We start from the raw sequence: 23,550 nt of genomic DNA, 5'->3' as shown, positions 1-23,550 counted from the left end.
CTCCGGATAGCGGAGCGTGGCCCCCGGGACCTACTGCCTGTATGGGCGGGCTGACGGCCGAGTAGGCCCTCAGACGTGGTTACTTGACCGTGACGTCCGTCATGACGTAGTCACCACGGAAGTCGATCGCCACGTTGTCGACGCTCTTGCCGTAGCCGCCGTTGATCTTGTAGTTCCAGAGCGGGATCGCCGGCATCTTCTTCAGGATGAGCTTCTCCGCCTCCTGGTACGCCTTGATCGACTCGTCCAGGGTGGCCGCGTTGTCGCCCTTCTTGAACTCGGCGTCGACCTCCTTGTCCGAGAACCGGCCGTTGTTGGCCTCGGCGGTCGTGCTGTAGAGCTCGCGCATGAAGTTGACGTTCAGCGGGTAGTCGGCCACCCAGCCACCGCGGTACATGCCCTTGACCTGGTCGTTGTCACGAGCCTCCAGGTCGGTCTGGAAGTCCGGCTTCGCGTCCGGGATGCAGTCGACCCCGGTCGAGTTGCGGATGGACTCGCAGACCGCGGTCACCCACTCCTTGTGCCCGCCGTCGGCGTTGTACTGGATCCAGACCTTGTTGCCCGGAACGCCGCCGCCTTCCTTGATGAGCTTCTTCGCCTTGGCCGGGTCGAAGTTGAACACGTCGGTGTCCAGCTTCTGGTTGCCGGCGACGCCCGGAGGCGTGAAGCTGGTGGCGGCCTCACGGGTGCCGTTGAGCACGGTCTTCGTGATGGTGGCGCGGTCGATGCCCATGGACAGACCCTGGATGACCTTGGGGTCGACGTCCTTGAAGGGCTTCGCGTAGAACGCCGGGACCAGCGACTGGACGGCCGCGTACGGCTCGTCGACCGTGCGGTCGCCGAGGTCCTGCTTGTACTTCGGCAGGTCCTTCGGGCCGACCTGGCGGATCATGTCCAGGTTGCCGGACAGCAGGTCCTGGTACGCGGCCTCGACGGTCGCGTAGTTCTTGAAGAGGATGCCCTTGTTCTTGGCCTTGTTCGGACCCTGGTAGTCAGGGTTGGCCTTGACGCGGATCAGCTTCTTGTGGTCCCACTTCTCGAAGACGTAGGGACCGTTGCCGACCGGCGCCTGACCGAACGCCTTGGGGTCCTTGTAGAACATCTCGGGCAGCGGGGCGAAGGTGTAGTAGCCCAGCTTGTACTCGAAGTACGGGACGGCCTTGGTCAGCTCGATCGTGAACGTGTTGTCGTCCACGGCCTTCAGACCGGACATCTCCGTGCCCTTGGGGTCACCCTTCTCCGGGTGGACGTCCGCGTAGCCCTTGATGTCCTCGAACCAGAAGGCGTTCTGCTGGTTGTTCTTGATGTTGGCGTACCAGTTCCACGCCTTCACGTAGGAAGCGGCGGTGACCGGGGTGCCGTCGTGGAACTTCCAGCCGGGCTTGAGCTTCACCGTCCACGTCTTGTTGTCGTCCGTCTTCACGGACTCCGCGTTGGTGTAGACGATGTTGCCCTTGTGGTCGAACTCGAGGAGCTGGGTAAAGAGGGCCTGGATGACGTAGCTGCCCAGCTGCTCGTTGGTGTCGGCCGGGATCAGCGGCTTCTGCGGCTCACCGACGTCGACGGAGACGTAGCCGGCAGGCTTGCCCTTCTCCTTCGAAGCGGCCTTGCCGTCGTCGTCGCCGCCACCGCAGGCAGTCGCAGCCAGGGCGATGATGGCCGCTCCCGCGACCCACTTGGCGCTCTTGGCACCACGCATGGGTTTCCTCCTCATGAGTCCACTTTTGACTACAAGAAGGGCACTGGGTTCGATACACCGACACCCCTGACGGTGATCGTTCAGTGCCCTTAGTGTGCTCGTGAGTCGGCGCACTCCCCACAGTGCGTGACCCATTGACCCGAGCTCAATGGAGCCAACTATTAAGTACGACTGGGCCGTAAACCACACTTAAAGGGTCTCGGTTTGACAACATCCGGCCCGCATGGGGATCAAAATCCGGACAAACCAATCCCAGACAGACACCCCCGAAACGGACTGTTAACACACGTTTCGGAGAGCAACCTCCGATAATCGGACGTTTCTGTCTCAGATGCTGGATGATCAAGCCCGAAAACCAGTTGCCCAAGGCTCAGGGCCCCCACAGTGTCTGTGAGGGCCCTGGGCTTCGGCAATGCCTGGTGCTGACGGATCGTCGGCCGAAAACGGCCTACCGGACGCGGATCAGCCGTGCTTGGCGCGCGAGGCGCTGCGGCTGCGCTCCTTCTGGTCGAGGACGACCTTGCGGATGCGGACGGCCTCCGGGGTCACCTCGACGCACTCGTCGTCGCGGCAGAACTCCAGGGACTGCTCCAGCGACAGCTTGCGCGGCGGGACGATCGCCTCGAACGAGTCGGCCGACGAGGACCGCATGTTCGTGAGCTTCTTCTCCTTGGTGATGTTCACGTCCATGTCGTCGGCGCGCGAGTTCTCGCCGACGATCATGCCCTCGTACACCTCGGTGCCGGGGTCGGTGAACAGCACGCCGCGCTCCTGGAGGTTCGTCATCGCGAAGGCGGTGACGGCACCGGCGCGGTCGGCGACCAGCGAGCCGTTGTTACGGGTCGTCAGGGTGCCGAACCACGGCTCGTGGCCCTCGTGGATGGAGTGCGCGATACCCGTACCGCGGGTGTTCGTCAGGAACTCCGTACGGAAGCCGATGAGACCGCGCGACGGGACGACGAACTCCATGCGCACCCAGCCGGAGCCGTGGTTCGACATGTTGTCCATACGGCCCTTGCGGATGCCCATGAGCTGCGTGACGGCGCCCATGTGCTCCTCGGGCACGTCGATCGTCATGCGCTCGACGGGCTCGTGGGTCTTGCCGTCGACGTCCTTGGTGACCACCTGGGGCTTGCCGATGGTCATCTCGAAGCCCTCGCGGCGCATCTGCTCGACCAGGATGGCCAGCGCCAGCTCACCGCGGCCCTGCACCTCCCAGGCGTCCGGGCGCTCGGTGTCCAGCACGCGGAGCGACACGTTGCCGATCAGCTCGCGGTCCAGGCGGTCCTTGACCTGGCGGGCGGTGACCTTGCGGTCCTTGACCGCGGCCTTGGCCTCCGCGCCCTTGCCGGTGCCGCCCCGGCCGACGAGCGGCGAGGTGTTGGTGCCGATGGTCATGGAGATCGCGGGCTCGTCGACCGTGATCAGGGGCAGCGCGACCGGGTTCTCCGGGTCGGCGAGCGTCTCACCGATCATGATCTCCGGGATACCGGCGACGGCGCAGATGTCACCGGGGCCGGCCACCTCGGCGGGCTTGCGGGTGAGCGCCTCGGTCATCATCAGCTCGGTGATGCGCACGTTCTGCATGGAGCCGTCGCGCTTGATCCAGGCGACCGTCTGGCCCTTGCGCAGCTCGCCCTGCTCGACGCGGAGGAGCGCGATGCGGCCGAGGAAGTTGTCGGCGTCGAGGTTGGTGACGTGGGCCTGGAGCGGCGCGCCCTCCTCGTACGTCGGGGCCGGGACGTGCTCCAGGATCGCGGAGAAGAACGGCTCCAGGTTGGTGGAGTCCGCCGGGACCGTGCCGTCCTCCGGCTTGGTCAGCGAGGCGATGCCGTCACGGCCGCACGCGTAGACGATCGGGAACTCGATCTGCTCCTCGTCCGCGTCCAGGTCGAGGAAGAGGTCGTAGGTCTCGTTGACGACCTCGTCGATACGGGAGTCCGGACGGTCCGTCTTGTTGATGCACAGGATGACGGGCAGGCGCTGCTGGAGCGCCTTGCGCAGCACGAAGCGGGTCTGCGGGAGCGGGCCCTCGGAGGCGTCGACCAGAAGCACGACCGCGTCCACCATCGACAGGCCGCGCTCGACCTCGCCACCGAAGTCGGCGTGGCCGGGGGTGTCGATGATGTTGATGGTGATGACGTCGCCGCCATCCTTGGGGTGGTACTTCACGGCCGTGTTCTTGGCCAGGATCGTGATGCCCTTCTCACGCTCCAGGTCGTTCGAGTCCATCATGCGGTCGTCGAGGGACTCGGCGGCGTGCGCGGCGAAGGAGCCGGCCTGCTTGAGCATGGCATCGACGATGGTCGTCTTGCCGTGGTCGACGTGGGCGACGATGGCTACGTTACGGATGTCGTGGCGCGTGGGCATGGTGTGGCTTGCGCTTCTCTCGGATCGGGGATTCAGGCGCCTGGGTCGGTCTTGAGTCCTCGTACGCCCGCCGGGCGGACGCGCCACGGCTAGTCCCATGGTACGGGGCGGCCGCTGCTGCGGCTTCCCGGGCGGTTTCTAGCGGGCGCAGGAGAGCCTGACGGCCTCGCGCTGCGCGGCGGACGCGTCCTTGTCCAGGCGCTCGTCGCAATTGACCGCGCCCCCGCCGGAGGACCCCCAGGTCGACACATGCCCGATGACCGGCTTCCCGCCCCCGGCGCACCTGTAGCGGAAGTCCGTCTCGATCAGCTTGAAGTGGCTGAAGCTCACCAGCCGCACGCTGCCCTTCCCCCCGCTGACCAGGCCCAACGGCTCGTCGAGCGGCGCGTACGTGCCCGGCTCCCCGAGGGCGGAGCCCTCCTTCGGATCGCCGTCCGCGGGCACCAGTCCGAGCTTCGTGCCGAGGGCGTGGAGGACGAGGTCCGGGTCCAGGTCCGCGCCCTCGGTCACCACGGAGGCCGGGTCCGTGCGCAGCCGCCGGATCGGTTTCGTCAGGCTGCCGGGCCCGGTCAGGGTCTGCGCCTCGGCGACCCCGTTGATCACCCAGTTCTGGCGCAGGTTGAACCAGGTGTACGTGCCGCCCCGGCATGCCCGCGGCTCCCGGGCGACGGCCTTGTCGGCCGTCGCCGCCGACGACCGGGCCGGGGCCGGGTCGTCGGCGGCCCGGCCGTCCGGCGTCGAGGTGCAGCCCCCGACGAGAAGGCCCGCCGCCGTCAAGACCGCAGCCGTGGTGACCGCTCGTGTCCGCTTCATGGCCCTGCCCCCGTGGTCCGTTCTTCCGGTGGAATTCACCGGTGGTCGGGACCACGGTTGCCGTAACGGACTTCACGGACAAGTGACTTGAGCAAGTCCAGAGGTGCGGATGTCCCCTACTTCTTCTTCTGGGCCGGAGCGCCCGCCGCCTGCGGGGCCTTGTAGCCGATGTCCTGGTAGTGCGGCACCCCGAAGCCGAAGGCGCCGACGTTCACGAGCTGCTTGCCGGTGGCGACGAGCTGGGGGCGCTGGAAGAGGGGGATCGATCCCGCGGCGGCCCAGATGCGGGCGTCCGCCTTGCGCATGAGGTCCTGGGCGGCCTTCTCGTCCAGCTCCGACGCCGCCTGGTCGAAGAGCTGGTCGATGTGGTCCGTACCGACGCGGGTGTAGTTCTGCTCGACGAGCAGCGAGCCGTCGGACGCGGGCAGCGGCTTGGCGAAGATCGGGCGGTCGTCGGTGGCCGGGTAGGCGGTGGCGGGCCAGGAGTACAGGGCCATGTCGTAGTCGCCGGAGGCCACGTGGTCGCGGAAGTAGCTGTCGTCGGAGACCTTGGTGATCACGGTGCGGATGCCGATCGTGTCGAGCATCGCGGCGATCTTCTCGCCGACGGTACGCAGCCCGGCCGAGCCGGGCCCGGCCGGCAGGACGAAGCGCAGGCTCAGCGGCTTGCCGTTCTTGCCGAGCGGACCGCGTGCGGTGTCGGCCGCCCGGGCCGGAGCCGCGGTGCCCGCCGGGGCATAGGCTCCGGCGGCGCCTCCGGGCTGCCGGTCCTGGGCCCGGACCGCGTCCCGGACGTCCTCCGAGGTGCCGGTGGGGCCGAGGTGCCCGGCCTGGCGCAGCAGGGCGGCGCTCTGCGCGGCGGCGTCGGGGGCCGGGGCGAGGGCGAAGGCGTCGCCGGGCTTGCCGTCGTCGCCCACGATGTAGAGGCCGTCGTCGGCGGGCCCGGCCGGGGCCGCGCGGTCCGCCTTGCCGTCGTCCGCCGCGTCCTTGCCGGCGCTCCCCTTCTTCTCGTCGGCCTTCTTCTCCGCGTCCTTCTCCTGCTTCTCGCCCTCGCTGCCGGCCTTGGTGCCGTCGCTCCGGCTCAGGGCCCCCTCGCGCGTCCAGCCGGCGTCGGCGAGCAGCGCCTGCGCCTGCTCGGTGTCCTGCTTGCCGAGCGCGTCGCTGCCGTCCCGGTAGGCGGGCTGTCCGGCGACGGCGAGGTGGCTGCCGAGCGGCTGCGCGGGCAGTCCGAGCGGCCGCAGCACGGCGTCGGCGAGCTCCTGGCGGTCCAGGGCGCGGGCCACGGCCCGGCGCACCCGGTCGTCGGCGAGCGGTCCGGTCTCGCCGTTCAGCGCGAGCTGGGTGTAGGCGGGCTCCAGGGACTTGCGGACCACGTAGGCGCGCAGCCCGCTCTGCTCGGCGGCGTACGCGTCGGCGGCCCTGGCCTTGTCGTCCCGCGCCTCCTGCTCCTCCTCCGCCGCCTCCTCGTCGGTGCCGTGCGCCACGGCCCAGGAGCGCAGGGCGTCCGCCGGACTCCGGGCGGCGCCGGGGCCGTGGGCGGGCGGTGCGCCGGCCGCGCCCTCGCGGGCCGCCTGGGCGATGCGGTGGGCGGTGGTGGGGTCGATGTCGGCCACGTCCACGGCGCCCTCGGCCAGCGCGTCGGTGCGGTCCCCGGGCTCGACGGCCTTGAAGACCAGCGAGTCCAGCTTGGCGCGCCCGCCCCACCAGCGCGGGTCGCGGGTCAGCGTGACGGACCCGGTCTTCTTGTCCACCTCGCGCAGCCGGAACGGCCCGGCGGTCGCCGCGAGCGTGGTGCGCGCGCCGTCGTTGAACGCGTCCGGGGAGCCCGTCACCTGCTTCGGGTAGAGCGGCGAGAACAGCGAGCGCCAGTCCGCGTACGGCTTGGCGAAGGTGACCTTGACCTCCAGGTCGTCGTGGCCCCGCTCGATCTTCTCGATGCGTTCGTACCCGGCGTTGCGGGCGGTCCAGAACGCGGAGTCCTTGCCGCTCAGGGCCCGCCACTGGGCAACGAAGTCCGGGGCGCCGATGCCCCGGCCGTCGCTCCAGACGGCCTGCTGGTTGAGCCGGTAGACGACGACCTGGCGTGGCTCGGTCTCGGTCACCTTCGCGGATTCGAGGTAGTCCGGGTTGAGCTGCGGCCGGCCCTGGGCGTCGAGCGGGAAGAGGCTCGGGAGCAGGGCGCCGGTGATCCGGGTGGTGGCGCTGTCGGCGTCCGCCTGGAAGGCGTTGAAGGTGGCGGGCAGCGCGTCGATCGCCCAGGTGACCTTGCCCCCGTCGGCCACCTGGGCGCGGGCGGCGCGGGCCACGTCCTGCGGTACGGCGGCGACGGCCGCGGTCTCGTCCCCGCCCGAGCTGCATCCGGCCAGTACGGGGAGGGTGAGGACGCCTGCGGTGAGGAGGGCGGGGATGCGCCTCTTCCGGGCCGTCCCGCGCGGGATGCCGACGTGGGCCATGGCTGATACCTCCGGGGACGGCCCGGCCCGCGCCGGGATGGGGCCTGATTGAGCGTTTTTGGTGGCATTTGCAGTTGATCACACTGGTTTCGCCCCTCTACTGAAAACGCCCTCGCGCGGGAAGGCCGCGCCGACACGGCGCGTACGCCCCGAAGCCCACCCGTACGGCGGAGCGCCGCGGCCCGGGTGGGGGCCGCGCCGCTCCGTTCCGAGCGGGTCCGGTCAGCCGAGGAGCTTGACGATCTCGTCGGTCGTGCCGGTCTCGCCGAGGCGCGGGAAGATCCGCTGGAGGCTGTTGTCGTGGGCCTCGCCGCTCATGTCGGTCATCGCGTCCGTGGCGAGGGTCACGTGGTAGCCGTGCTCGTGCGCGGAGCGGGCGGTGGATTCGACACCGATGCTGGTCGCGATGCCGGCCACCACGACCTGGGTGACGCCCCGGCGGCGCAGCTGGAGGTCGAGGTCGGTGCCGTAGAAGGCGCCCCACTGCTGCTTGGTGACGATGATGTCGTCCTCGCCCGGGCCCATCTCGGGCACGATCTCGGCCCAGTCGGCGGCCGGCTTCCCGGACCGGGCCGGACCCTCGGTGCGGCCCGGGGCGCCGCCGGTGACGCGGACGAGGACGACGGGCAGGCCCTTGGCCCGGAAGGCGTCGGCGAGGGTCGCGGCGTTGGCGATGACGTCCGCGGCGGGGTGGGCGGTGGGCAGGGCGGTGATGCCCTTCTGGAGGTCTACGACGATCAGCGCGGTGTGGGGGTCGAGGACGGTGGCGGTCATGGTGGTGCTCCTTGGGGTGGTGCTTGCGGATGATCAGGTACGCCCGCGCAGGGCGCGGTCGGTGACGGTGAGGACGATGAGCAGGACGCCCAGGACGGCGGCGACGGCGGCCATCAGGTGCAGACCCCGGTCGCCGGCCGACTGTCCGTAGGCCAGGGCGATGAGGCTGGAGGCGGTGATCGCCCCTATGTACTGGGCGGTGCGCTGGAGGCCGGCGGCCGAGCCGACGGAGGCGGGCGGCGCGTACGCCTGCACGGCCGCCTGATTACTGGTCCCGATCAGCCCCTGCGGGATGCCGAAGCAGGCGCCGGCGAGCAGCAGGAGGGCGACCGGTGCGTCGCCGGACAGCAGGAACAGCATTCCGGCTCCGGCGGTGAGCAGGACGCAGGCCAGGACGAGCGGGCCCCGGATGCCCTTCGTACGGGCGCCGAGCAGCGAGCACACCAGCGCCGCGACGGACATCGGCAGCATCAGGAGCCCGGTGTGCCCGGACGAGTAACCGCGGGCTTCCTCCAGCCACTGCGTGTATCCGTACATCACGCAGTAGATCAGCAGGTAGCTGATGCCGTGCCGGAGGTACGTACGCGAGAGCGCGCCGTTGCCCGCGAGCATCCGCAGATCGATGAAGGGGGCGGGGGTCCGCAGCTGCCACCACACGAGGGCGGCGCCCAGCGCGGCGAACGGCGCGAGCAGCCACCACACCGGGTGCGCGAGGTCGAGCAGGAAGAACGCCAGGACGGTGAGCGCGCTCGCGAACAGGCCGATGCCGAGCGGGTCGAGCCCCAGCCGGGGCGCCGGGCCGCCGGCCGCACGGGCGCGGGGCGGGTCGGCGGGGATCCAGCGCAGGGCCGCACCGAGGGCGATCAGCGCCACGGGCACGTTGACGGCGAAGATCCCGCGCCAGCCGGCCGTCATGACGAGCAGTCCGCCGAGCGTGGGCCCGACCGCCGCACTGCCGAGCGCGGCGAAGGAGAGCCGGGCCAGCACCGGGCGCGGGGTCGGCCGCCCGATCCGGGCCGACTCGTCGCGCAGCACCGCCATCGCGGCCGGGTAGGCCGCCGACGTACCGATACCGAGCAGCAGCCGCGAGACGATCAGCTGGCCGAAGCCCTGCGCGAAGGTGCCGACCAGGCCGGAGGCGACGACCACGACGAGCCCGGCGACGAAGACCCGGCGCGGCCCGAGGACGTCGGCCAGCCGGCCCAGGACGGGCTGGGCGACGGCGCTGGCCAGGTAGAGGACGGAGATCAGCCAGGCGGTGTCGGCGGCGCCGACGGAGAAGTGGTGCCCGATCGCCACCAGCGCGGTGGAGATCATCGTGGTGTTCAGCGGGTTGAGCAGCGAGCCGAGCAGCAGCGGTGCGGTGAGCCGGGCGCCGAAGCCGGGGTCGGACGCCGTCCGGTCCGGGCGGGCCGCCGCGCGCACCGCCCCGGGGAGCGCCTCGCGAGCGGTCACGAACCGACCAGGCGTTCGATGAGGGCCACGGCCTCGGTGACCGTCCGCCGCTCGTGCCCGTCCAGCTCGGCGGCGACGGCCTCGGCCAGCCAGTTCCGCTTGGCGGCCCGGACCTGGGCGAGCGTGGTGCGCCCGGCGTCCGTGACCGACATGACGGACTTCCGCCCGTCGGCCGGGTCCGGCGCCCGCTCGACCAGCCCCTGCGCCTCCAGCGCCCCCAGGGTCAGCCGCATGGACTGCGGGCGTACGAATTCGGCGCGGGCCAGGTCCGCGGTGGTCGCGGCGCCCCCGTCGTCCAGCCGGGCCAGCACGGAGCGCTGGGTCGGCGTCAGCAGCGACTCCGAAGAGGAGGAACGCAGCCGCCGCAACAGCCGGCCCACCACGGCGGCCAGCTGGTTCGCCACCTCTTCGGCCGTGGGGTCGGGGGCCGCACCAGATGCTTGCGTCATACATTCACCGTACGAGAAAGACAGGCCACCTTGCAAGGCAGCCTGTCGTTCCCCGCCTGGACGGCTACCGCGCCGGCCACGTCCCGAAGAACGCCCGCCGCGCCTCCGCCGGCGCGGCCATGTCCTCGGGCAGCCCCCTGTGGACGAAGTGCCCGGCCGCCGCCGCCAGCAGCTCCCGCTCCCCCGCGACAGCGTTGTGCACTGCGAACCGCCCCGGCGGCGGCACGGCTGCGACGGGCCCATGGCGAAGGCGCTGCCCCCGGTCGCCTCGTGTCGCGGCCGCCCGGAGAGGGACATAGCCTCTCAAACGTGACGCCGCCCGTGAGCCGAACCCGGATTTTCATACCGGGCCGGGCCCTGCTCGCCGTGCTCCTGACGGTGTGCTGGCTGGCCCTCGCCCCCGCACCGGCCGCCCGCGCCGACGACCCCGTCACGCTGTCCCGCGACGGGCAGATCACCGACAGGGCGGGCGCCCTCGGCGACCGCCGCCCCCCGGTGGTCACCGCCCTCGACCGGCTCTACGCCGAGCACCGCCTCCAGCTCTTCGTGGCGTACGTACGCGACTTCTCCGGGCGCTCCCCGCAGGACTGGGCCGACGCGACCGCCGACCGCAACGGCCTCGGCCGCGACGACATCCTGCTCGCCGTCGCCACTCACGCCCGGCAGTACGCCTACTCCGTCGACCAGGACGCCCCCCTCACCGACGCGCAGCTCCGGGACGTGGCGAACACCGCGATCGAGCCGGCGCTGAAGGAGAACGACTGGGCGGGCGCCGCGATCGGCGCCGCCGACGGCTACGCCGCCGTCCTCTCCGGCGAGCCCGTGCCCGCCCCGGCGATCACCCCCGGCGCCGCCGACCCGGGCTCCGGCTCGGGCGGCACCAGCACCGGCGACCTCCTCCTTCCGATCGTCCTGCTCTGCGCGGTGGCGGCCGTCGCCGCGTACGCCTTCCTGCGGCGCAAGCGGCGCGCCACCACCCGTACGACGCCCGGCACGACCGGCTGGGGCGGGGCCGCGCCGCCGCCCGCTCCGCTGCCGGAGCTCGACGCGAAGGCCAAGGAGACGCTCGTCGCCACCGACGACGCGGTCCGCACGAGCGAGGAGGAGCTGGGCTTCGCCACCGCCCAGTTCGGGGAGGAGGCCGCCGCGCCGTTCGCCGAGGCGGTGGCGTACGCCAAGGGCGAGCTGACCACCGCGTTCCGGCTGCGCCAGCAGCTGGACGACGCGTTCCCGGAGGACGACGCGACCCGGCGGCGGATGCTGGACGAGATCATCAGCCGCTGCGCGGACGCCGACGGCCGCCTCGACGCGGTCTCCGAGGACTTCGACCGGCTGCGCGAGCTGGAGCGCGAGGCGCCGCAGGCCCTGGCCGCAGCCGAGACCGCGCTCCGCGAGCTGACCGGCCGCGTCCCGGCCGCCCGGACCGCACTCGCCTCGATGCGCGAGCGGTACGCGGACCAGGCGTCGGCCCCCGTCGCCGAGGACGCCGGCCAGGCCGGGGACCGGCTCGACTTCGCGGCCGCCTCGCTCGGCCGGGCCCGGCAGGCGGTGGACGGCGGCGACCACGCGGCGGCGGCCGTCTACGTCCGGGCCGCCGAGGGCGCGCTCGACCAGGCGGGCACCCTGGTCGACGGCGTGGAGCGGCGCGCCCGCGAGCTGGACGAGGCTGCGGACCGGCTGACCGCCGCGCTGACCGAGCTGGACACCGACCTCGCCGACGCGGGCGGGCTGCTCGACGGCACGGCGCGGGGCACGTCCACCGCCGACCTGCGCGGCCGGATCGCCCGGGCGCGGGCGGTGGCCGGCGAGGTGCGCGAGGAGCGGGGCGGCCGGTACGACCCGATCGACGCGCTGCGCCGGGTGGAGGAGGCGGACCGGGCACTGGACGAGGCGCTGGCCGGAGCCCGCGAGCGGGAACAGGGCGACACCCGGGCGCGCTCGCTGCTCGACGGGGCGCTGCTCACCGCGCGCTCGTCGGTGGCCGCCGCCGCGGACTTCGTCACGACGCACCGGGGCGCGGTCGGCAGCACCGCCCGGACCCGGCTCACCGAGGCGCAGCGCCGGCTGGAGCGGGCCGCCGCACTGGCGGGCACCGGCGACCCGCAGGCCGCCCTGGCCGAGGCGAGCCGCGCGGACGCGCTGTCCCGCGAGGCGCGCGACCTGGCCGAGCAGGACGTGCGCGGGTACGGGTACGGCGGGCGCGGCGGCCCCGGGGGCATGGCGGGCGGAGGCGGCGGCATGGGCGGCGCGGTGCTGGGCGGCATCCTCCTCGGCGGCCTGATGGGCGGGGGCTGCGGCCGGGGCGGCTTCGGGGGCGGATTCGGCGGCGGCGGGGGCTTCGGCGGCGGCGGGCCCGGCAGCTTCGGCGGCGGCGGGACGCGGGGCCGCCGGGGCGGCGGCGGACGCTTCTGACGCGGGAAGCCGTCCCGTAGAGGCGGGAAGCGTCCCGTAAGACGCGGGGAGCCGTCCCCGGACACGCGGGAAGCGTCCCGTAAGACGCGGGAGGCCGTCCCGTAGACGCGGGAGGCCGTCCCGTAAGACGCGGGAGGCCGTCCCCGTACCCCTCATGCGTGAATCCACGAGCAGCACCACCCGACAGGAGAGGCCCCCATGAGCAAGCAGACCATCCTCGGTCGTGTCACCCAGCTGGCGAAGGCCAACATCAACGCGCTGCTCGACCAGGCGGAGGATCCGCAGAAGATGCTGGACCAGCTGATCCGCGACTACACCGCCAACATCGCGGAGGCCGAGCAGGCCGTGGCCGCCACCATCGGCAACCTCCGTCTGATGGAGCAGGACCACCAGGAGGACGTGGAGGCGGCGCGCGAGTGGGGCGGCAAAGCGCTCGCCGCGAGCCGCAAGGCGGACGAGCTGCGGGCGGGCGGCTCCGGTCCCGAGGCCGACAAGTTCGACAACCTGGCGAAGGTCGCGCTGGGCCGGCAGCTCCGGTCGGAGACGGAGGCCAGGACCGCCGAGCCGACCATCGCCGCGCAGACCGAGGTGGTCGACAAGCTCAAGGCGGGCCTGGACCAGATGAAGGCGAAGCTCTCCGAGCTGAAGGCCAAGCGGGACGAACTGGTGGCGCGCGCCAAGTCGGCGCAGGCGCAGAACCGGATGATGGACGCGGTGAAGAGCATCGACGTCCTGGACCCGACGAGCGAGCTGAGCCGGTTCGAGGACAAGGTGCGGCGCGAGGAGGCGCGGGCCCTGGGCAAGCAGGAGCTGGCGGCCTCCTCGCTGGACGCGCAGTTCGAGGAGCTGGACGCGCTGGGCGACAGCGCGGAGGTGGAGGCCCGGCTCGCCGCGCTGAAGACCACCACGTAGGGCCGGGCCGGTCAGAACATGCTCAGCAGCTCCTCCACCGAGCGCTCGGCGGCCGGCCGCCCGTCGGGCAGCGGCAGTTCGAACCAGACGGTCTTGCCGCGCGGGGTCCGCCGCGCCCCCCAGGCCGCGCTGAGGAGCCCCACCAGCTGGAGGCCCCGGCCCCCCTCGTCCGTGTCCCGGGCGCGCCGGCGCCTCGGCTGGACGAGACCGGCGTCCCACACCTCGCAGACCAGGGTGCGGTCGCGCAGCAGGCGGAGCCGGATCTCGCCCTCGCCGTAGCGCAGGGCGTTGGTGACCAGCTCGCTGACCAGGAGCTCCGTGGTGTCGACCAGGTCATCGAGGCCCCAGCTGGTCAGCTGGCCCCGGGCCAGTTCGCGGGCGCGGCCGACCGAGCGGGGCTCGCGGGGCAGCCGCCAGTCGCCGACGGCCTCGGTGGGCAGGCCCTGGATGCGGGCCATCAGGAGCGCGATGTCGTCCTCGCCGTGCCGGGTGTGCAGCGAGCCGAGGACGCGGTCGCAGACGTCCTCCAGCGGCTGGGCCGGTTCGATCAGGGCCTTGCGGAGGGCGGCCAGCCCCTCGTCCAGCGGGTGGTCGCGGGACTCGACCAGGCCGTCGGTGTAGAGGGCGAGGAGCGCGCCCTCCTTCAGCTCGACCTCGACCTCCTCGAACGGTTCGCCACCGACGCCCAGCGGCATCCCCGGCGGTACGTCGAGGAGCAGCGCGGCCTCGCCCGGCTCGACCACGACGGGCGGCAGATGGCCCGCGTTGGCGAAGGTGCAGCGCCGGGTGACCGGGTCGTAGACCGCGTAGACGCAGGTCGCCAGGTACACCTCGGAGAGGTCCGCCTCGCGGGACTTGTGCGCGGCGCGGGCGGGCCACTGGGCGCCCCCGCCTCCGGGCGCCGAGGCGGCACCGGGGGTGCCGAGGCCGCGGGCGACCTCGTCCAGCGCGGACAGCACCTCGGCGGGTTCCAGGTCGAGCAGGGCCAGCGTGCGCACGGCGGTGCGCAGTTCGCCCATGGCCACGGCGGCGCGCAGGCCGCGCCCCATCACGTCGCCGACGACGAGCGCGGTGCGGTGTCCGGGCAGCTCGATCACGTCGAACCAGTCGCCGCCGACCTCGTTGGCGGTGTTGCCCGGCAGGTAGCGACAGGCGATGTCGAGCCCGGCGGCCTCCGGGTCGCCGGGGGGCAGCAGGCTGCGCTGGAGGATCAGGGCGCGTTCGTGCTCGCGGCGGTAGAGGCGGGCGTTGTCGATGCAGACGGCGGCGCGGGCGGCCAGCTCGGTCGCGAGGGCCCGGTCCCGGGCGTCGAACGGCTCGCTGCCCTTCGTACGGGAGAAGCGGACGAGCCCCACCACGGTGTCGTGGGCGACCATCGGCACGGCCAGCGTGGACTGCACGAAGCCCCGGTCGTCGCCCGGGACGTCCTCCACGCGGCCGGTGCGCAGCGCTACGGCGCACGGCGAGCCGAAGGGGTAGCGGTGGACGGCGCCGAGGGCGGGGGGCGGGGCTCCACCGCCCGGCGGTCCGGAGTCGGAGGCGCCGGGGAGGGGGTGGGGCAGGGCGTCGGACACCGCGCTGGCGAAGGCGACGCGGCGCAGTTCGGCGGAGCCGCCGACCGCCTCCTGGCTGAGCGGGCTCCAGCCGCCGGGCACCGCCTCGTCCCCGGTGAGCAGGGCCTGGTAGAGGTCGACGGAGGCCAGGTCGCAGAAGACCGGGACGGCGACGTCGAGGAGTTCGCGGGCGGTGGTCTCCAGTTCCAGGGAGTTGCCGATGCGGGCGCCGGCCTCGTTGAGCAGCGCGAGGTTGCGGCGGGCACTGGCGGCCTCGCGGGCGGCGGTGTGACGCCGGGTCACATCGGTGGCGAGTCCCGCGATGCCGATGGGGCGGCCCGATCCGCTGTGCACCCGGTAGAGGTTCATCGACCAGTGGCGGCGCTCGGTGTCGCCGGGAGCCATGCCGACGAGCTGGAGGTCGGTGACGGAGTTGCCCGTCTCCAGGACCCGTTCGAGCGTGGCGGTCAGGCGGTCGGCCTCGGTGCCGGTGAGGTAGTCGCCGACCGTGCGGCCCCGGTGGTCGTCGGCCCGGCCGCCGAAGACGGTGGCGAAGCGCTCGTTGGCCCGGACGACGGTGAGGTCGGTGCCGAACAGCACGAAACCGAAGGGAGATTGGCCGAATATCGCCTGCGAGGCGGCGAGGTCCGTCTCGATGCGGCGCAGGGCACGGACGTCCACGACGATGCAGACCGCCGCTCGTTCGCCGGTGGCCGTCTCACTGGGCATCACATAGATCTCGGCGAGCCCGTGCGCCCCGCCCTCGCCGGGCATCCGGAACGGGACGAGTCCCGTCCACTCCTTGCCGTCGAGTACCTCGCCGACCCGGCGGTGGCCCTCGCCGCGGACCTCGCCGGGCAGGAACGCCTCGACCGGGTCCTTGCCCACGGCCTCGTGGGCGGCCACGCCGAAGAGACCGGCGGCCCGGCGGCTCCACTGCTCGATCAGCCCGTCGGGCCCGATCGAGAAGGAGGCGACTCTGATGTAGTCGTAGATCGAGCCGGGCGGACTGCTCTGCCACACGACGTCGCCCGCTGTCCCAGGTATTTCGCTCACGCGACCGTCCCCTCCAGCTCACACACCGGACCGGTCATGCCCGCAGTATTCAGCACTACGGCCCCGTCCGGCACGGCGTTCACGATCACAGCACGGTCTCAGTCCCTTTCAGCCAGGTTCGGCCCCGACCTCCGGTGATCGCTGTGCGTCCCACCTCACTCCTAACCAGGCAGGGCCAGCTCGAACCACACCGTCTTGCCGCTCTTTCCCCGCCGGGTCCCCCAGCGCCGTGCCGCACAGGCCACGAGCTGCAGTCCCCGGCCGCTCTCGTCGTCGGGTCCCGCCGTACGTTCGGTGGGCGGGTCGGGGAGGGGATCGGAGACCTCCACGAGGAGACCGGGCCGGGCGGCGGAGCCGTCCCCGTCCCGCCGGGGGCGCAGCAGCCGTACCCCGATGGGGCCGGGTGTGTAGCGCATGGAGTTGGTGACCAGCTCGCTGACCAGCAGCAACGCCTCGTCACCGACGGCGGCGTCGAGCCCCCAGCCACGCAGGGTGTCCTGGACGGCATGCCGGGCGGTGCGCACGGCACCGGGGACAGCCGGAAAGCTCCACTCGGCGCGATCGCCTTCGGTATCGGTCACGCCGATCACTCCCAGAGCCGGCAACGGTGACGTCCTGTACGCGGGGGCAAACAGCACATACCCGATATCAGGGGTCAAATACCGCCGGGCTCGACACGCGGGGCGTACGGGTGTACGGCGGCGCGCACGTACGGGTGCCCGGGAAGCGGGGGCGCACACCCCCGGCTCCGCGCGCCGCACCATGATCCTCCCGCCACGCTCAGGCCAGGTCGCCCGACGCCCTGAGGTCGTCGAAGAGCAGCTGGTCGACGGGCGGCACCCGGTCGCGGTCGGCGTACGAGAACCACGCCACGTCCTCGATCTCGCTGCTGGCCCTCAGCTCACCGCTGAACCCGGCGGTGTAGCAGGCCATCCGGACCACCGCGCCGTCCGGGAGGCCGGGCCCGCCGGCCTCGTACGTCCCCACGTGCGCGACGGACTCCGCGTCGATGCGGACCGTCAGCTCCTCCTCGATCTCGCGCACGAGCGTGTCGAGGTCGCTCTCGGCGCCCTCCCGCTTGCCGCCCGGGATGTAGAAGACGTCCTTCCCGCGCGGGCGCGCGCACAGGATGCGGCCCCCCTCGATCCGCACCCACGCCACCGTGTCGATCAGCACCGGCACCTCCCCGCCCTCCAGTTCACCGATCGCCTCGGCCAGCCACTTCTTCTCCTCCGCGCCCGTGGCGCGGGCGATGCGCAGCATGCCCCGCCGGAAGAGCGTGGACGCCCCCTCGGCCCGCACCGGCTCGCCGTCCCGGCAGAAGAAGCTCGCACACTGCCGGGCATCGCGGTGTTCTTCGCGTCCCATGTGGTCGACGGCATCCTGAAGGGCGCGGGCGACACCCGCACCCCGATGCGGCTCGCGCTCCTCACGGGCCTCGGAGTGCGCCGCCGCCGCCGTCATGTACCGGCGCACGGCGCGTCCGGGACAGCCCCCACTCCCGCCCGGGCGCCCGACGGACCCTCACCCCGGAGCGATTCGGGGAGTGCACCGGCGCATTGATCTCCCGCGTCGCACCCCCTACGACTGGGCGGCCTGCCCGACCCGCTCCACCCAGTACAGCTGCTTGTGTCCCCGGTCCTGCAACTTGTCGGCCGCACGCTGGGCCTCGCCCTGCGTGGCGTACCTGCCCACGCGGTAGCGGTTGCCGTTGTCGTCCTGCCGTATCACCAGCCAGGGAAGCACGGCACCGCTGTCACTCATCGTGTTTCTCCCGAGCATCGCGCCCCTCCCCTGAACGATGTGCACGCTTCTAAGGAACTCCAGGAAACCCCGGTACGCATATGCCTGAGCCTACGCCTGACCTTCACTCACCGGATACGCCTTTGCACAAAGAGGTACCGATCCGGCCAGGAACGGACCAACGCCCCGGGGGGGTATTCTCGCGAATGCACCCCCGGGGCGTGGCGATGGGAGCGGGAGCGGGACATGACAATCAGAGAGGAGCCGAGCCCGCCCCGGTCACCTCACGGGAAGCCGGTACCCCACCCGGTAGCGGTCGGCCGGCACCACCACGTCGGCGGTCTCGACGGGCCGCCCCGAGGCGTAGAAGGTGCGCTCGACCACCATCACCACATGGCCGGGGACCCCGCCCAGCGCCAGGAGCTCCTCCGCAAGCCCCGGGCGTGCGCCCACCTGCTCGGCCACGTTGTCCACGACCACATCGATGGCGGCCATCCGCTCGACCACCCCGCAGCCGCCCAGCGGGCCCTCCTCCGGCAGCATCACCGGCGTGCGCCCCGTGATCGCCAGGGGCTCCCAGGAGGTGGAGAGCATCACCGGCTCGCCCACCTCCCGGAACACGTAATGGGTGCGCATGACACGGTCGCCCGGTTCGATCCCGAGCCGGGCGGCGACCTCGGCGCTCGCGCCCTCCTGCTCGCTGCGCGACTCCCAGGTCCCGCGCGCCCCGTCCGCCGCCTGCTCCTGGCGGAACGGACCCGCACCGGCCTCGGGCCGGAAGCCGGAGCGCTCGACCATGCGGGGCACCGGCCGCTCGCGTACGTACGTGCCCGAGCCGGAGCGGCCCTCGACCAGGCCCTCCGCCATCAGGACCTTGCGCGCCTCCAGCGCGACGGTGTCCGAGACCCCGTACTCCTCGCGGATGCGCGCCTGCGACGGCAGGCGCGTATGCGGCGGCAGCACGCCGTTGACGATCTTCTCTCTCAGATCGCTCGCCACGCGCAGATAGGCGGGCTGCTCACCGAAAGCCACAGGCCACTCCCCAAGAGGTTGACGGACTGCGACAGCGTCGCAACCGTGGGTTCCGAACCGCAAGCGCAGGCCACAGTTTCACTCGAAGTGATGACATCGAGCGGGCCTGCGCATAGCCCGCGACGCACGGCCCGGATCCCCTTCGAACCGCCTTTGCCAAACCCTTGACCGCGTTTGGTCCAGACCAATAACTTCTGGCCTCATGCGTCGAAGAACCTTGTCTTCACTCGCCATCGCCGCCTGCGCCATCACGCTCGCGGCCTCCTCCTCCCCCGCCGCCAACGCCTCGTCCGGGCACGGCGGGAGCCACGGACACCACGGCGGCGGCAGCGGCCACCACGGCTCCGCGCCCGACTACAAGCGCGTCGGCTACTTCACCCAATGGGGCGTCTACGGGCGCGACTTCCAGGTCAAGGACCTGGAGACGAGCGGCACGGCGGCCAGACTCACCCACATCAACTACTCGTTCGGCAACGTGAGCGCGGACGGCAAGTGCTTCACGGGCAATGTGCCCGGCGAGGCCGACGCCTGGGCGGACTACGTCCGTCCGCTCGACGCGGCCGGCTCCGTGGACGGGGTCGCCGACACCGATGACCAGAAGCTGGCGGGCAACTTCAACCAGCTGCGGGAGCTCAAGGCGGCCCACCCCGGCCTCAAGGTGATGATCTCGCTCGGCGGCTGGAGCTGGTCCACGCACTTCTCCGACGCGGCCCGCACCGAGGCGTCGCGCAAGGCGCTCGTCGCCTCCTGCATCGACCTGTACATCAAGGGCAACCTGCCGGTGGACGGGACGCGGGGCGGCGAGGGCGCGGCGGCCGGGCTCTTCGACGGCGTCGACATCGACTGGGAATGGCCGGGATCGGCCGGTGACGCCGACACGGTGTACCGCCCGGAGGACAAGCGGAACTTCACCGCCCTGGTCCACGAGTTCCGCACCCAGCTCGACGCGTACGCGAAGCAGACCGCCCAGGCGCAGAAGGGCCGCCACCACGGCGCGAAGCCCAGGCACTACGAGCTCTCGGCGTTCGTCCCCGCGTCGCCCGAGAAGATCGACGCGGGCTTCGACGTACCGCGCATCATGCGGGACTTCGACTTCGTGAACCTCCAGGGCTACGACTTCCACGTCTCCGGCGAGGCGAGGACCGCCCAGCAGTCCGCGCTGTACGCGAAGGGCGACTACAGCGTCGACCGGACCGTGCGCGACTGGCTGAAGCGGGGCGCGCCGGCCCGCAAGCTGGTGATGGGCATGCCCTTCTACGGCCAGGGCTGGACGGGCGTGACCGGCGGCGGCGACGGCCTCGGCCAGCCGGCGGCGGGCCCCGCCCCGGCGACCTGGGCGGCCGGTTACGAGGACTACAAGGCCCTCAGGAAACTGGCCGAATCCGGTGCGTACAAGGTGCACCGCAACGTCCGCGACGGAAGTGCCTGGCTGTTCGACGGCACCACTCTGTGGACGTACGACGACCCCCAGGTGCTGCGCACCAAGACCGCGTACATCCGCGACCACCGGCTGGGCGGCGCGATGTTCTGGTCGCTGGACGGTGACACGGAGGACGGCGAGCTGATCACGGCCGTCGACCGCGGGCTCTCCCGCCGGTAGGAACGCCCCGAGGGGCGGCTGCGCACCGGCAGCCGCCCCTCCGCCGTGGCTACGGTCACCAGTCGACGGTCTCCGTCCAGATGGACTGGATGGAGCCCGAGCCCCACGGGTTGGTGGCGACGGACGCCTGGCCGACCGGGGCCCAGTCACCGAGGACGATCCGCTGCGGAAGGCGCGGGTCCGGGGCGTTGAGCACTGCGTGGACGCGGTGGTGGCCGGTGCCGCCCGTGCACAGGCTGGAGATCGTGCTGCCGGCACCGCCGCCGTAGGAGACCGTGCAGCCGGTCGGCGCCGCCTGGGCGGAGGGGGCGGCCGTCAGCATCGCGCCGACCGCGGCCATGGCGACGACCGCGGCACTTGTCACACTGCGCTTCCCGAACATGAGACTCCTTGGGTCCAGTGGGTGGGTCCAGTGGTGTGGTACTCGCCGCGATCCGCCCAACTGCCCGTATGTGCAGGTTTCCTGACACATCAGGAGATCGCGTGAAGGATCCTGCCCACATTCGGCCACACTGGCAAGAGCGCTGCCCAGATTTGGTCCAGTCCAATCGCCCCAGGCCCTTTCGCGAGGTAGGCGCGAAGCCCGGGCGGAGACCGCGCGGGGCGCGGGGGTCCGCCCATGCACCTGATGACCCGTCACGATGCTTACGCACAAGCCCTATTGACGAGCACACGCCCATGAGTATGGTCTAGACCTAGGTGAGCCACGGTCGCCCTGGGCGGCCTGCGGCGTGCGGGGGGACTGCGGGCGGCACCCCTTCGCCACCGGCCGTACCCCTGCCCCCACCGCGCCGGCACCCCCCTGACGAGGCCGCTGCCCGGTGCGGGCATGTCCAACCGCTGCCGTCACCCCGCGGCAGTCCCCAGCGAAGGAGTTGGCATGAACGCGAAGCGAAAACTGGCCCTCGTACTCGGTGCGGGAGTCGCCCCCCTGCTCGCGGTGGTCCTGCCGGCCACCACGGCCAGTGCGCACGGTTACGTCTCCTCGCCGCCGAGCCGCCAGGCGCAGTGTGCGTCGGGCGTGGTCGACTGCGGCCAGATCAAGTACGAGCCGCAGAGCGTCGAGGGCCCCAAGGGCCTGCGGAGCTGCAGCGGAGGCAACGCGCAGTTCGCCGAGCTGGACAACGACAGCAAGGGCTGGAAGGCCACCCCGGTCGGCAGCTCCGCGGACTTCTCCTGGACGCTGACGGCCCGCCACGCCACGAGCACCTGGCAGTACTACATCGGCGGGTCGAAGATCGCCGAGTTCAACGACAACGGCGCCCAGCCCGGCGCCACCAAGACCCACCACGTGAACTTCGGCAGCTACTCCGGCCGCCAGAAGGTGCTCGCCGTCTGGAACATCTCGGACACGGCCAACGCGTTCTACGCCTGCATCGACGTCCAGATCGGCGGGGGCGGCACCCCCGGCGGCGGTGACGGCGGTGACCCGGGCGACTGCGCCGCCTCGGCGTGGGAGGCCGGCCGCGTGTACAACGGCGGTGACACCGTCTCGTACAACGGGCACACCTGGCGCGCCAAGTGGTGGGTGCAGGGCGAGCAGCCCGGCACGACCGGCGAGTGGGGCGTCTGGGAGGACCTCGGCACCTGCTGACCCACACCTCTCCGCGGGGCTCCGGCCCCGCGGAGAGGTGCGCACGGGCCGGGCTCATGCCGCGTACGACCCGGTCCGCGCGCTGCCCCCGGAGGCGAGGACCTTGCGCGTGACGCGCTCGGCGATCGCGGCGACCAGGGCGCGCGGCCGGCGCGGCAGCAGGTGCGCGGACAGGGAGTTGCCGAACCCCGGGGTGACGTAGGCGCGGTCCCGGTCGAGGGCGGCCAGCGCGGCGCGCACGACCGGCTCCGGCGTGCTCATCGACCCGTTGACGGCCGCCTCGCGGGTCCCGATGGCCTCGAAGAACGGGGTGTCGACGGGCCCGGGGCACAGGGTGAGCACCCGCACGCCGCGCCCTCGGCACTCCTGGCGCAGGGACAGCCCGAAGTTCAGCACGAACGCCTTGGCCGAGCTGTACACCGCGAAGTACGGGGCGGGCTGGAAGGCCGCGGTGGACGCGACGTTGACGACGGCGCCGGTCCCGCGTTCCAGCATGCCGGGGAGCAGGGCGTGCGTGAGGCCGACGAGCGCGACGACATTGACCATCAGCTGGTCGTGGTCGCGCCCCGCGTCGATGTCCTCGAAGCGGCCGCAGGTCCCGAACCCCGCGTTGTTGACCAGCAGCCCGATCCGCAGGCCGAGCGTGTCGAGCCGGTCCGCGACGGCACGGGCGGCGCCGGGCTCGGCGAGGTCCTGGACGAGGACGTGAGCGCGTACACCGTGCTCGGCCTCCAGCCGCGCGGCGAGAGCGGTGAGCCGGTCCTCCGAGCGTGCGACCAGGACCAGGTCGTGCCCACGGGCGGCGAGCTGAGCGGCGAACTCCGCGCCGAGCCCGGAGGAGGCACCGGTGACGAGAGCGATTGCAGGCATGGCGGGTCTCCTTGACGAGGCTTCGACGGACTGAGCATCTGCAACAAGAGAGTACCCATTGCTCGATTATCTGCAACACCAATGTTTCAGATATTCCAGAGATGGCGCACGGGTGTTACGTTTCATGGCCTAGGGCGGCGAGGAGACGAGGAGAACGTCATGGGCGGGGAGACAACGGCACGGCCGCTGCGGGCGGACGCGGAGCGGAGCGTGCGCCTGATCCTGGAGGCGGCGGAACGCCTGCTGTCCAAGGACCCCGGCGCATCGATGGAGCAGATCGCGGCCGAGGCGGGCGTGTCCCGCACGACGATCCACCGCCGCTTCGCACACCGCCAGGCACTGACCGACGCCCTGGCCCTGTCGGCGGCCCGCCAGCTCGCCCAGGCCGTGGAAGACGGCCGCCCCACCACCGCCCCGCCCCTGGTGGCCCTGCACCGCATCACCGCCAACGTCCTGGAGGTCAAGGGCGCGTGGACGTTCGCCCTGAGCCTGCCGGCCACCCCCGGCACGGAGGCGGCCGCGCTCCACGAGACGATGACCGAGCACTGCCTCACGGTCCTGGAACGCGCCCGCGAGGACCACCTCATCGCCCCTACGGCCGACCTCCACTGGCTCCAGCGCGTCTACTACGCGTTGCTCGGCGAGACCCTCCACGGCAACCCGGCCGACCCGGTGACGGACCCGGACGCGCTGGCGGCCCGGGTGGTGGAGACGTTCCTGCGGGGGGCGGGGGGCTGAAAAACTTGCGCCCGGCGCCGCACTGCG

20 protein-coding genes and 1 pseudogene are annotated in these 23,550 nt (G+C 72.1%); 5 read left to right on the top strand and 16 right to left on the bottom strand.

The genetic code is table 11. From position 1 onward, the window contains the following. Positions 1–79 precede the first annotated feature (79 nt). The 8 genes from ACN6LM_RS17885 to ACN6LM_RS17850 form a co-directional block, all read right to left on the bottom strand. On the bottom strand, positions 80–1,699 hold the full coding sequence (locus ACN6LM_RS17885; RefSeq protein WP_445066347.1) for a peptide ABC transporter substrate-binding protein: 1,620 nt from the start codon (positions 1,697–1,699) through the stop codon (positions 80–82). A gap of 462 nt (positions 1,700–2,161) precedes the next feature. Further along, positions 2,162–4,069, bottom strand: a complete 1,908-nt coding sequence (gene typA, locus ACN6LM_RS17880) for a translational GTPase TypA (RefSeq protein ID WP_445066346.1) — start codon at positions 4,067–4,069, stop codon at positions 2,162–2,164. A 138-nt stretch (positions 4,070–4,207) separates the two neighbouring features. Continuing rightward, positions 4,208–4,882 (bottom strand): hypothetical protein, encoded by a 675-nt coding sequence (locus ACN6LM_RS17875; protein ID WP_445066345.1) that lies wholly within the window; start codon positions 4,880–4,882, stop codon positions 4,208–4,210. Positions 4,883–4,998: 116 nt separating this feature from the next. Then, a complete protein-coding gene (locus tag ACN6LM_RS17870) occupies positions 4,999–7,335 on the bottom strand; it encodes an ABC transporter family substrate-binding protein (protein ID WP_445066344.1) in 2,337 nt (778 codons plus the stop codon). A gap of 222 nt (positions 7,336–7,557) precedes the next feature. Further along, positions 7,558–8,109 carry an isochorismatase family protein gene (locus ACN6LM_RS17865; protein WP_445066343.1) on the bottom strand — a complete coding sequence of 184 codons (552 nt, stop codon included), beginning with the start codon at positions 8,107–8,109 and terminating at the stop codon, positions 7,558–7,560. A gap of 33 nt (positions 8,110–8,142) precedes the next feature. Next, the gene (locus tag ACN6LM_RS17860; RefSeq protein ID WP_445066342.1) at positions 8,143–9,564 is read right to left on the bottom strand and encodes an MFS transporter; all 1,422 of its coding nucleotides are present in this window, start codon (positions 9,562–9,564) and stop codon (positions 8,143–8,145) included. Beyond that, the gene (locus ACN6LM_RS17855; RefSeq protein WP_445066341.1) at positions 9,561–10,013 is read right to left on the bottom strand and encodes a MarR family winged helix-turn-helix transcriptional regulator; all 453 of its coding nucleotides are present in this window, start codon (positions 10,011–10,013) and stop codon (positions 9,561–9,563) included. Before ACN6LM_RS17855 ends, ACN6LM_RS17860 begins: the two co-directional genes overlap by 4 nt. A 64-nt stretch (positions 10,014–10,077) precedes the next feature. After that, positions 10,078–10,215, bottom strand: a complete 138-nt coding sequence (locus ACN6LM_RS17850) for a hypothetical protein (RefSeq protein WP_445066340.1) — start codon at positions 10,213–10,215, stop codon at positions 10,078–10,080. Between the two features lie 119 nt (positions 10,216–10,334). On the opposite strand from ACN6LM_RS17850, the gene ACN6LM_RS17845 reads away from it, so the two are divergent. After that, entirely contained in the window at positions 10,335–12,425 is a 2,091-nt protein-coding gene (locus ACN6LM_RS17845) for a TPM domain-containing protein (RefSeq protein ID WP_445066351.1), read from the top strand. A 198-nt stretch (positions 12,426–12,623) separates the two neighbouring features. Next, positions 12,624–13,337 carry a PspA/IM30 family protein gene (locus ACN6LM_RS17840; protein ID WP_445066339.1) on the top strand — a complete coding sequence of 238 codons (714 nt, stop codon included), beginning with the start codon at positions 12,624–12,626 and terminating at the stop codon, positions 13,335–13,337. An 11-nt stretch (positions 13,338–13,348) separates the two neighbouring features. Here ACN6LM_RS17840 and ACN6LM_RS17835 read toward each other — a convergent pair whose 3' ends face one another. From ACN6LM_RS17835 to ACN6LM_RS17810, 6 genes and pseudogenes are all read right to left on the bottom strand, one after another. Then, positions 13,349–15,913 carry a SpoIIE family protein phosphatase gene (locus tag ACN6LM_RS17835; protein ID WP_445066350.1) on the bottom strand — a complete coding sequence of 855 codons (2,565 nt, stop codon included), beginning with the start codon at positions 15,911–15,913 and terminating at the stop codon, positions 13,349–13,351. A 194-nt stretch (positions 15,914–16,107) separates the two neighbouring features. After that, the gene (locus ACN6LM_RS17830) at positions 16,108–16,536 is read right to left on the bottom strand and encodes an ATP-binding protein (RefSeq protein ID WP_445066349.1); all 429 of its coding nucleotides are present in this window, start codon (positions 16,534–16,536) and stop codon (positions 16,108–16,110) included. A gap of 190 nt (positions 16,537–16,726) precedes the next feature. Continuing rightward, on the bottom strand, positions 16,727–17,128 hold the full coding sequence (locus tag ACN6LM_RS17825) for an NUDIX hydrolase (protein ID WP_330315321.1): 402 nt from the start codon (positions 17,126–17,128) through the stop codon (positions 16,727–16,729). Between the two features lie 9 nt (positions 17,129–17,137). Further along, positions 17,138–17,278: pseudogene (locus ACN6LM_RS17820) on the bottom strand (helix-turn-helix transcriptional regulator); the annotation flags it as partial. A gap of 249 nt (positions 17,279–17,527) precedes the next feature. Beyond that, positions 17,528–17,728, bottom strand: coding sequence for an SPOR domain-containing protein (locus tag ACN6LM_RS17815; RefSeq protein WP_164403001.1), 201 nt, complete (start codon positions 17,726–17,728; stop codon positions 17,528–17,530). A gap of 240 nt (positions 17,729–17,968) precedes the next feature. Then, on the bottom strand, positions 17,969–18,721 hold the full coding sequence (locus ACN6LM_RS17810; protein ID WP_445066338.1) for a GntR family transcriptional regulator: 753 nt from the start codon (positions 18,719–18,721) through the stop codon (positions 17,969–17,971). Positions 18,722–18,923: 202 nt separating this feature from the next. On the opposite strand from ACN6LM_RS17810, the gene ACN6LM_RS17805 reads away from it, so the two are divergent. Continuing rightward, a complete protein-coding gene (locus ACN6LM_RS17805; RefSeq protein ID WP_445066337.1) occupies positions 18,924–20,321 on the top strand; it encodes a glycoside hydrolase family 18 protein in 1,398 nt (465 codons plus the stop codon). Positions 20,322–20,376: 55 nt separating this feature from the next. Here the strand turns inward: ACN6LM_RS17805 and ACN6LM_RS17800 are convergent, their stop codons facing one another. Beyond that, positions 20,377–20,703, bottom strand: a complete 327-nt coding sequence (locus ACN6LM_RS17800; RefSeq protein WP_445066336.1) for a hypothetical protein — start codon at positions 20,701–20,703, stop codon at positions 20,377–20,379. A gap of 498 nt (positions 20,704–21,201) precedes the next feature. Here ACN6LM_RS17800 and ACN6LM_RS17795 point away from each other — a divergent pair, with 498 nt between their 5' ends. Beyond that, positions 21,202–21,915, top strand: coding sequence for a lytic polysaccharide monooxygenase (locus tag ACN6LM_RS17795; RefSeq protein WP_445066335.1), 714 nt, complete (start codon positions 21,202–21,204; stop codon positions 21,913–21,915). 54 nt (positions 21,916–21,969) lie between these two features. Here the strand turns inward: ACN6LM_RS17795 and ACN6LM_RS17790 are convergent, their stop codons facing one another. Further along, positions 21,970–22,785 (bottom strand): SDR family NAD(P)-dependent oxidoreductase, encoded by an 816-nt coding sequence (locus tag ACN6LM_RS17790; RefSeq protein WP_445066334.1) that lies wholly within the window; start codon positions 22,783–22,785, stop codon positions 21,970–21,972. A 159-nt stretch (positions 22,786–22,944) separates the two neighbouring features. On the opposite strand from ACN6LM_RS17790, the gene ACN6LM_RS17785 reads away from it, so the two are divergent. After that, positions 22,945–23,523: a TetR/AcrR family transcriptional regulator gene (locus ACN6LM_RS17785; RefSeq protein ID WP_445066333.1), complete on the top strand. Its 579-nt coding sequence runs from the start codon at positions 22,945–22,947 to the stop codon at positions 23,521–23,523. Positions 23,524–23,550 lie beyond the last annotated feature (27 nt).

This window comes from Streptomyces sp. SAS_281, from assembly GCF_052542855.1.
Note: the sequence above shows the minus strand (reverse complement) of the source record. Positions and strands in the feature narration are given on the sequence as shown.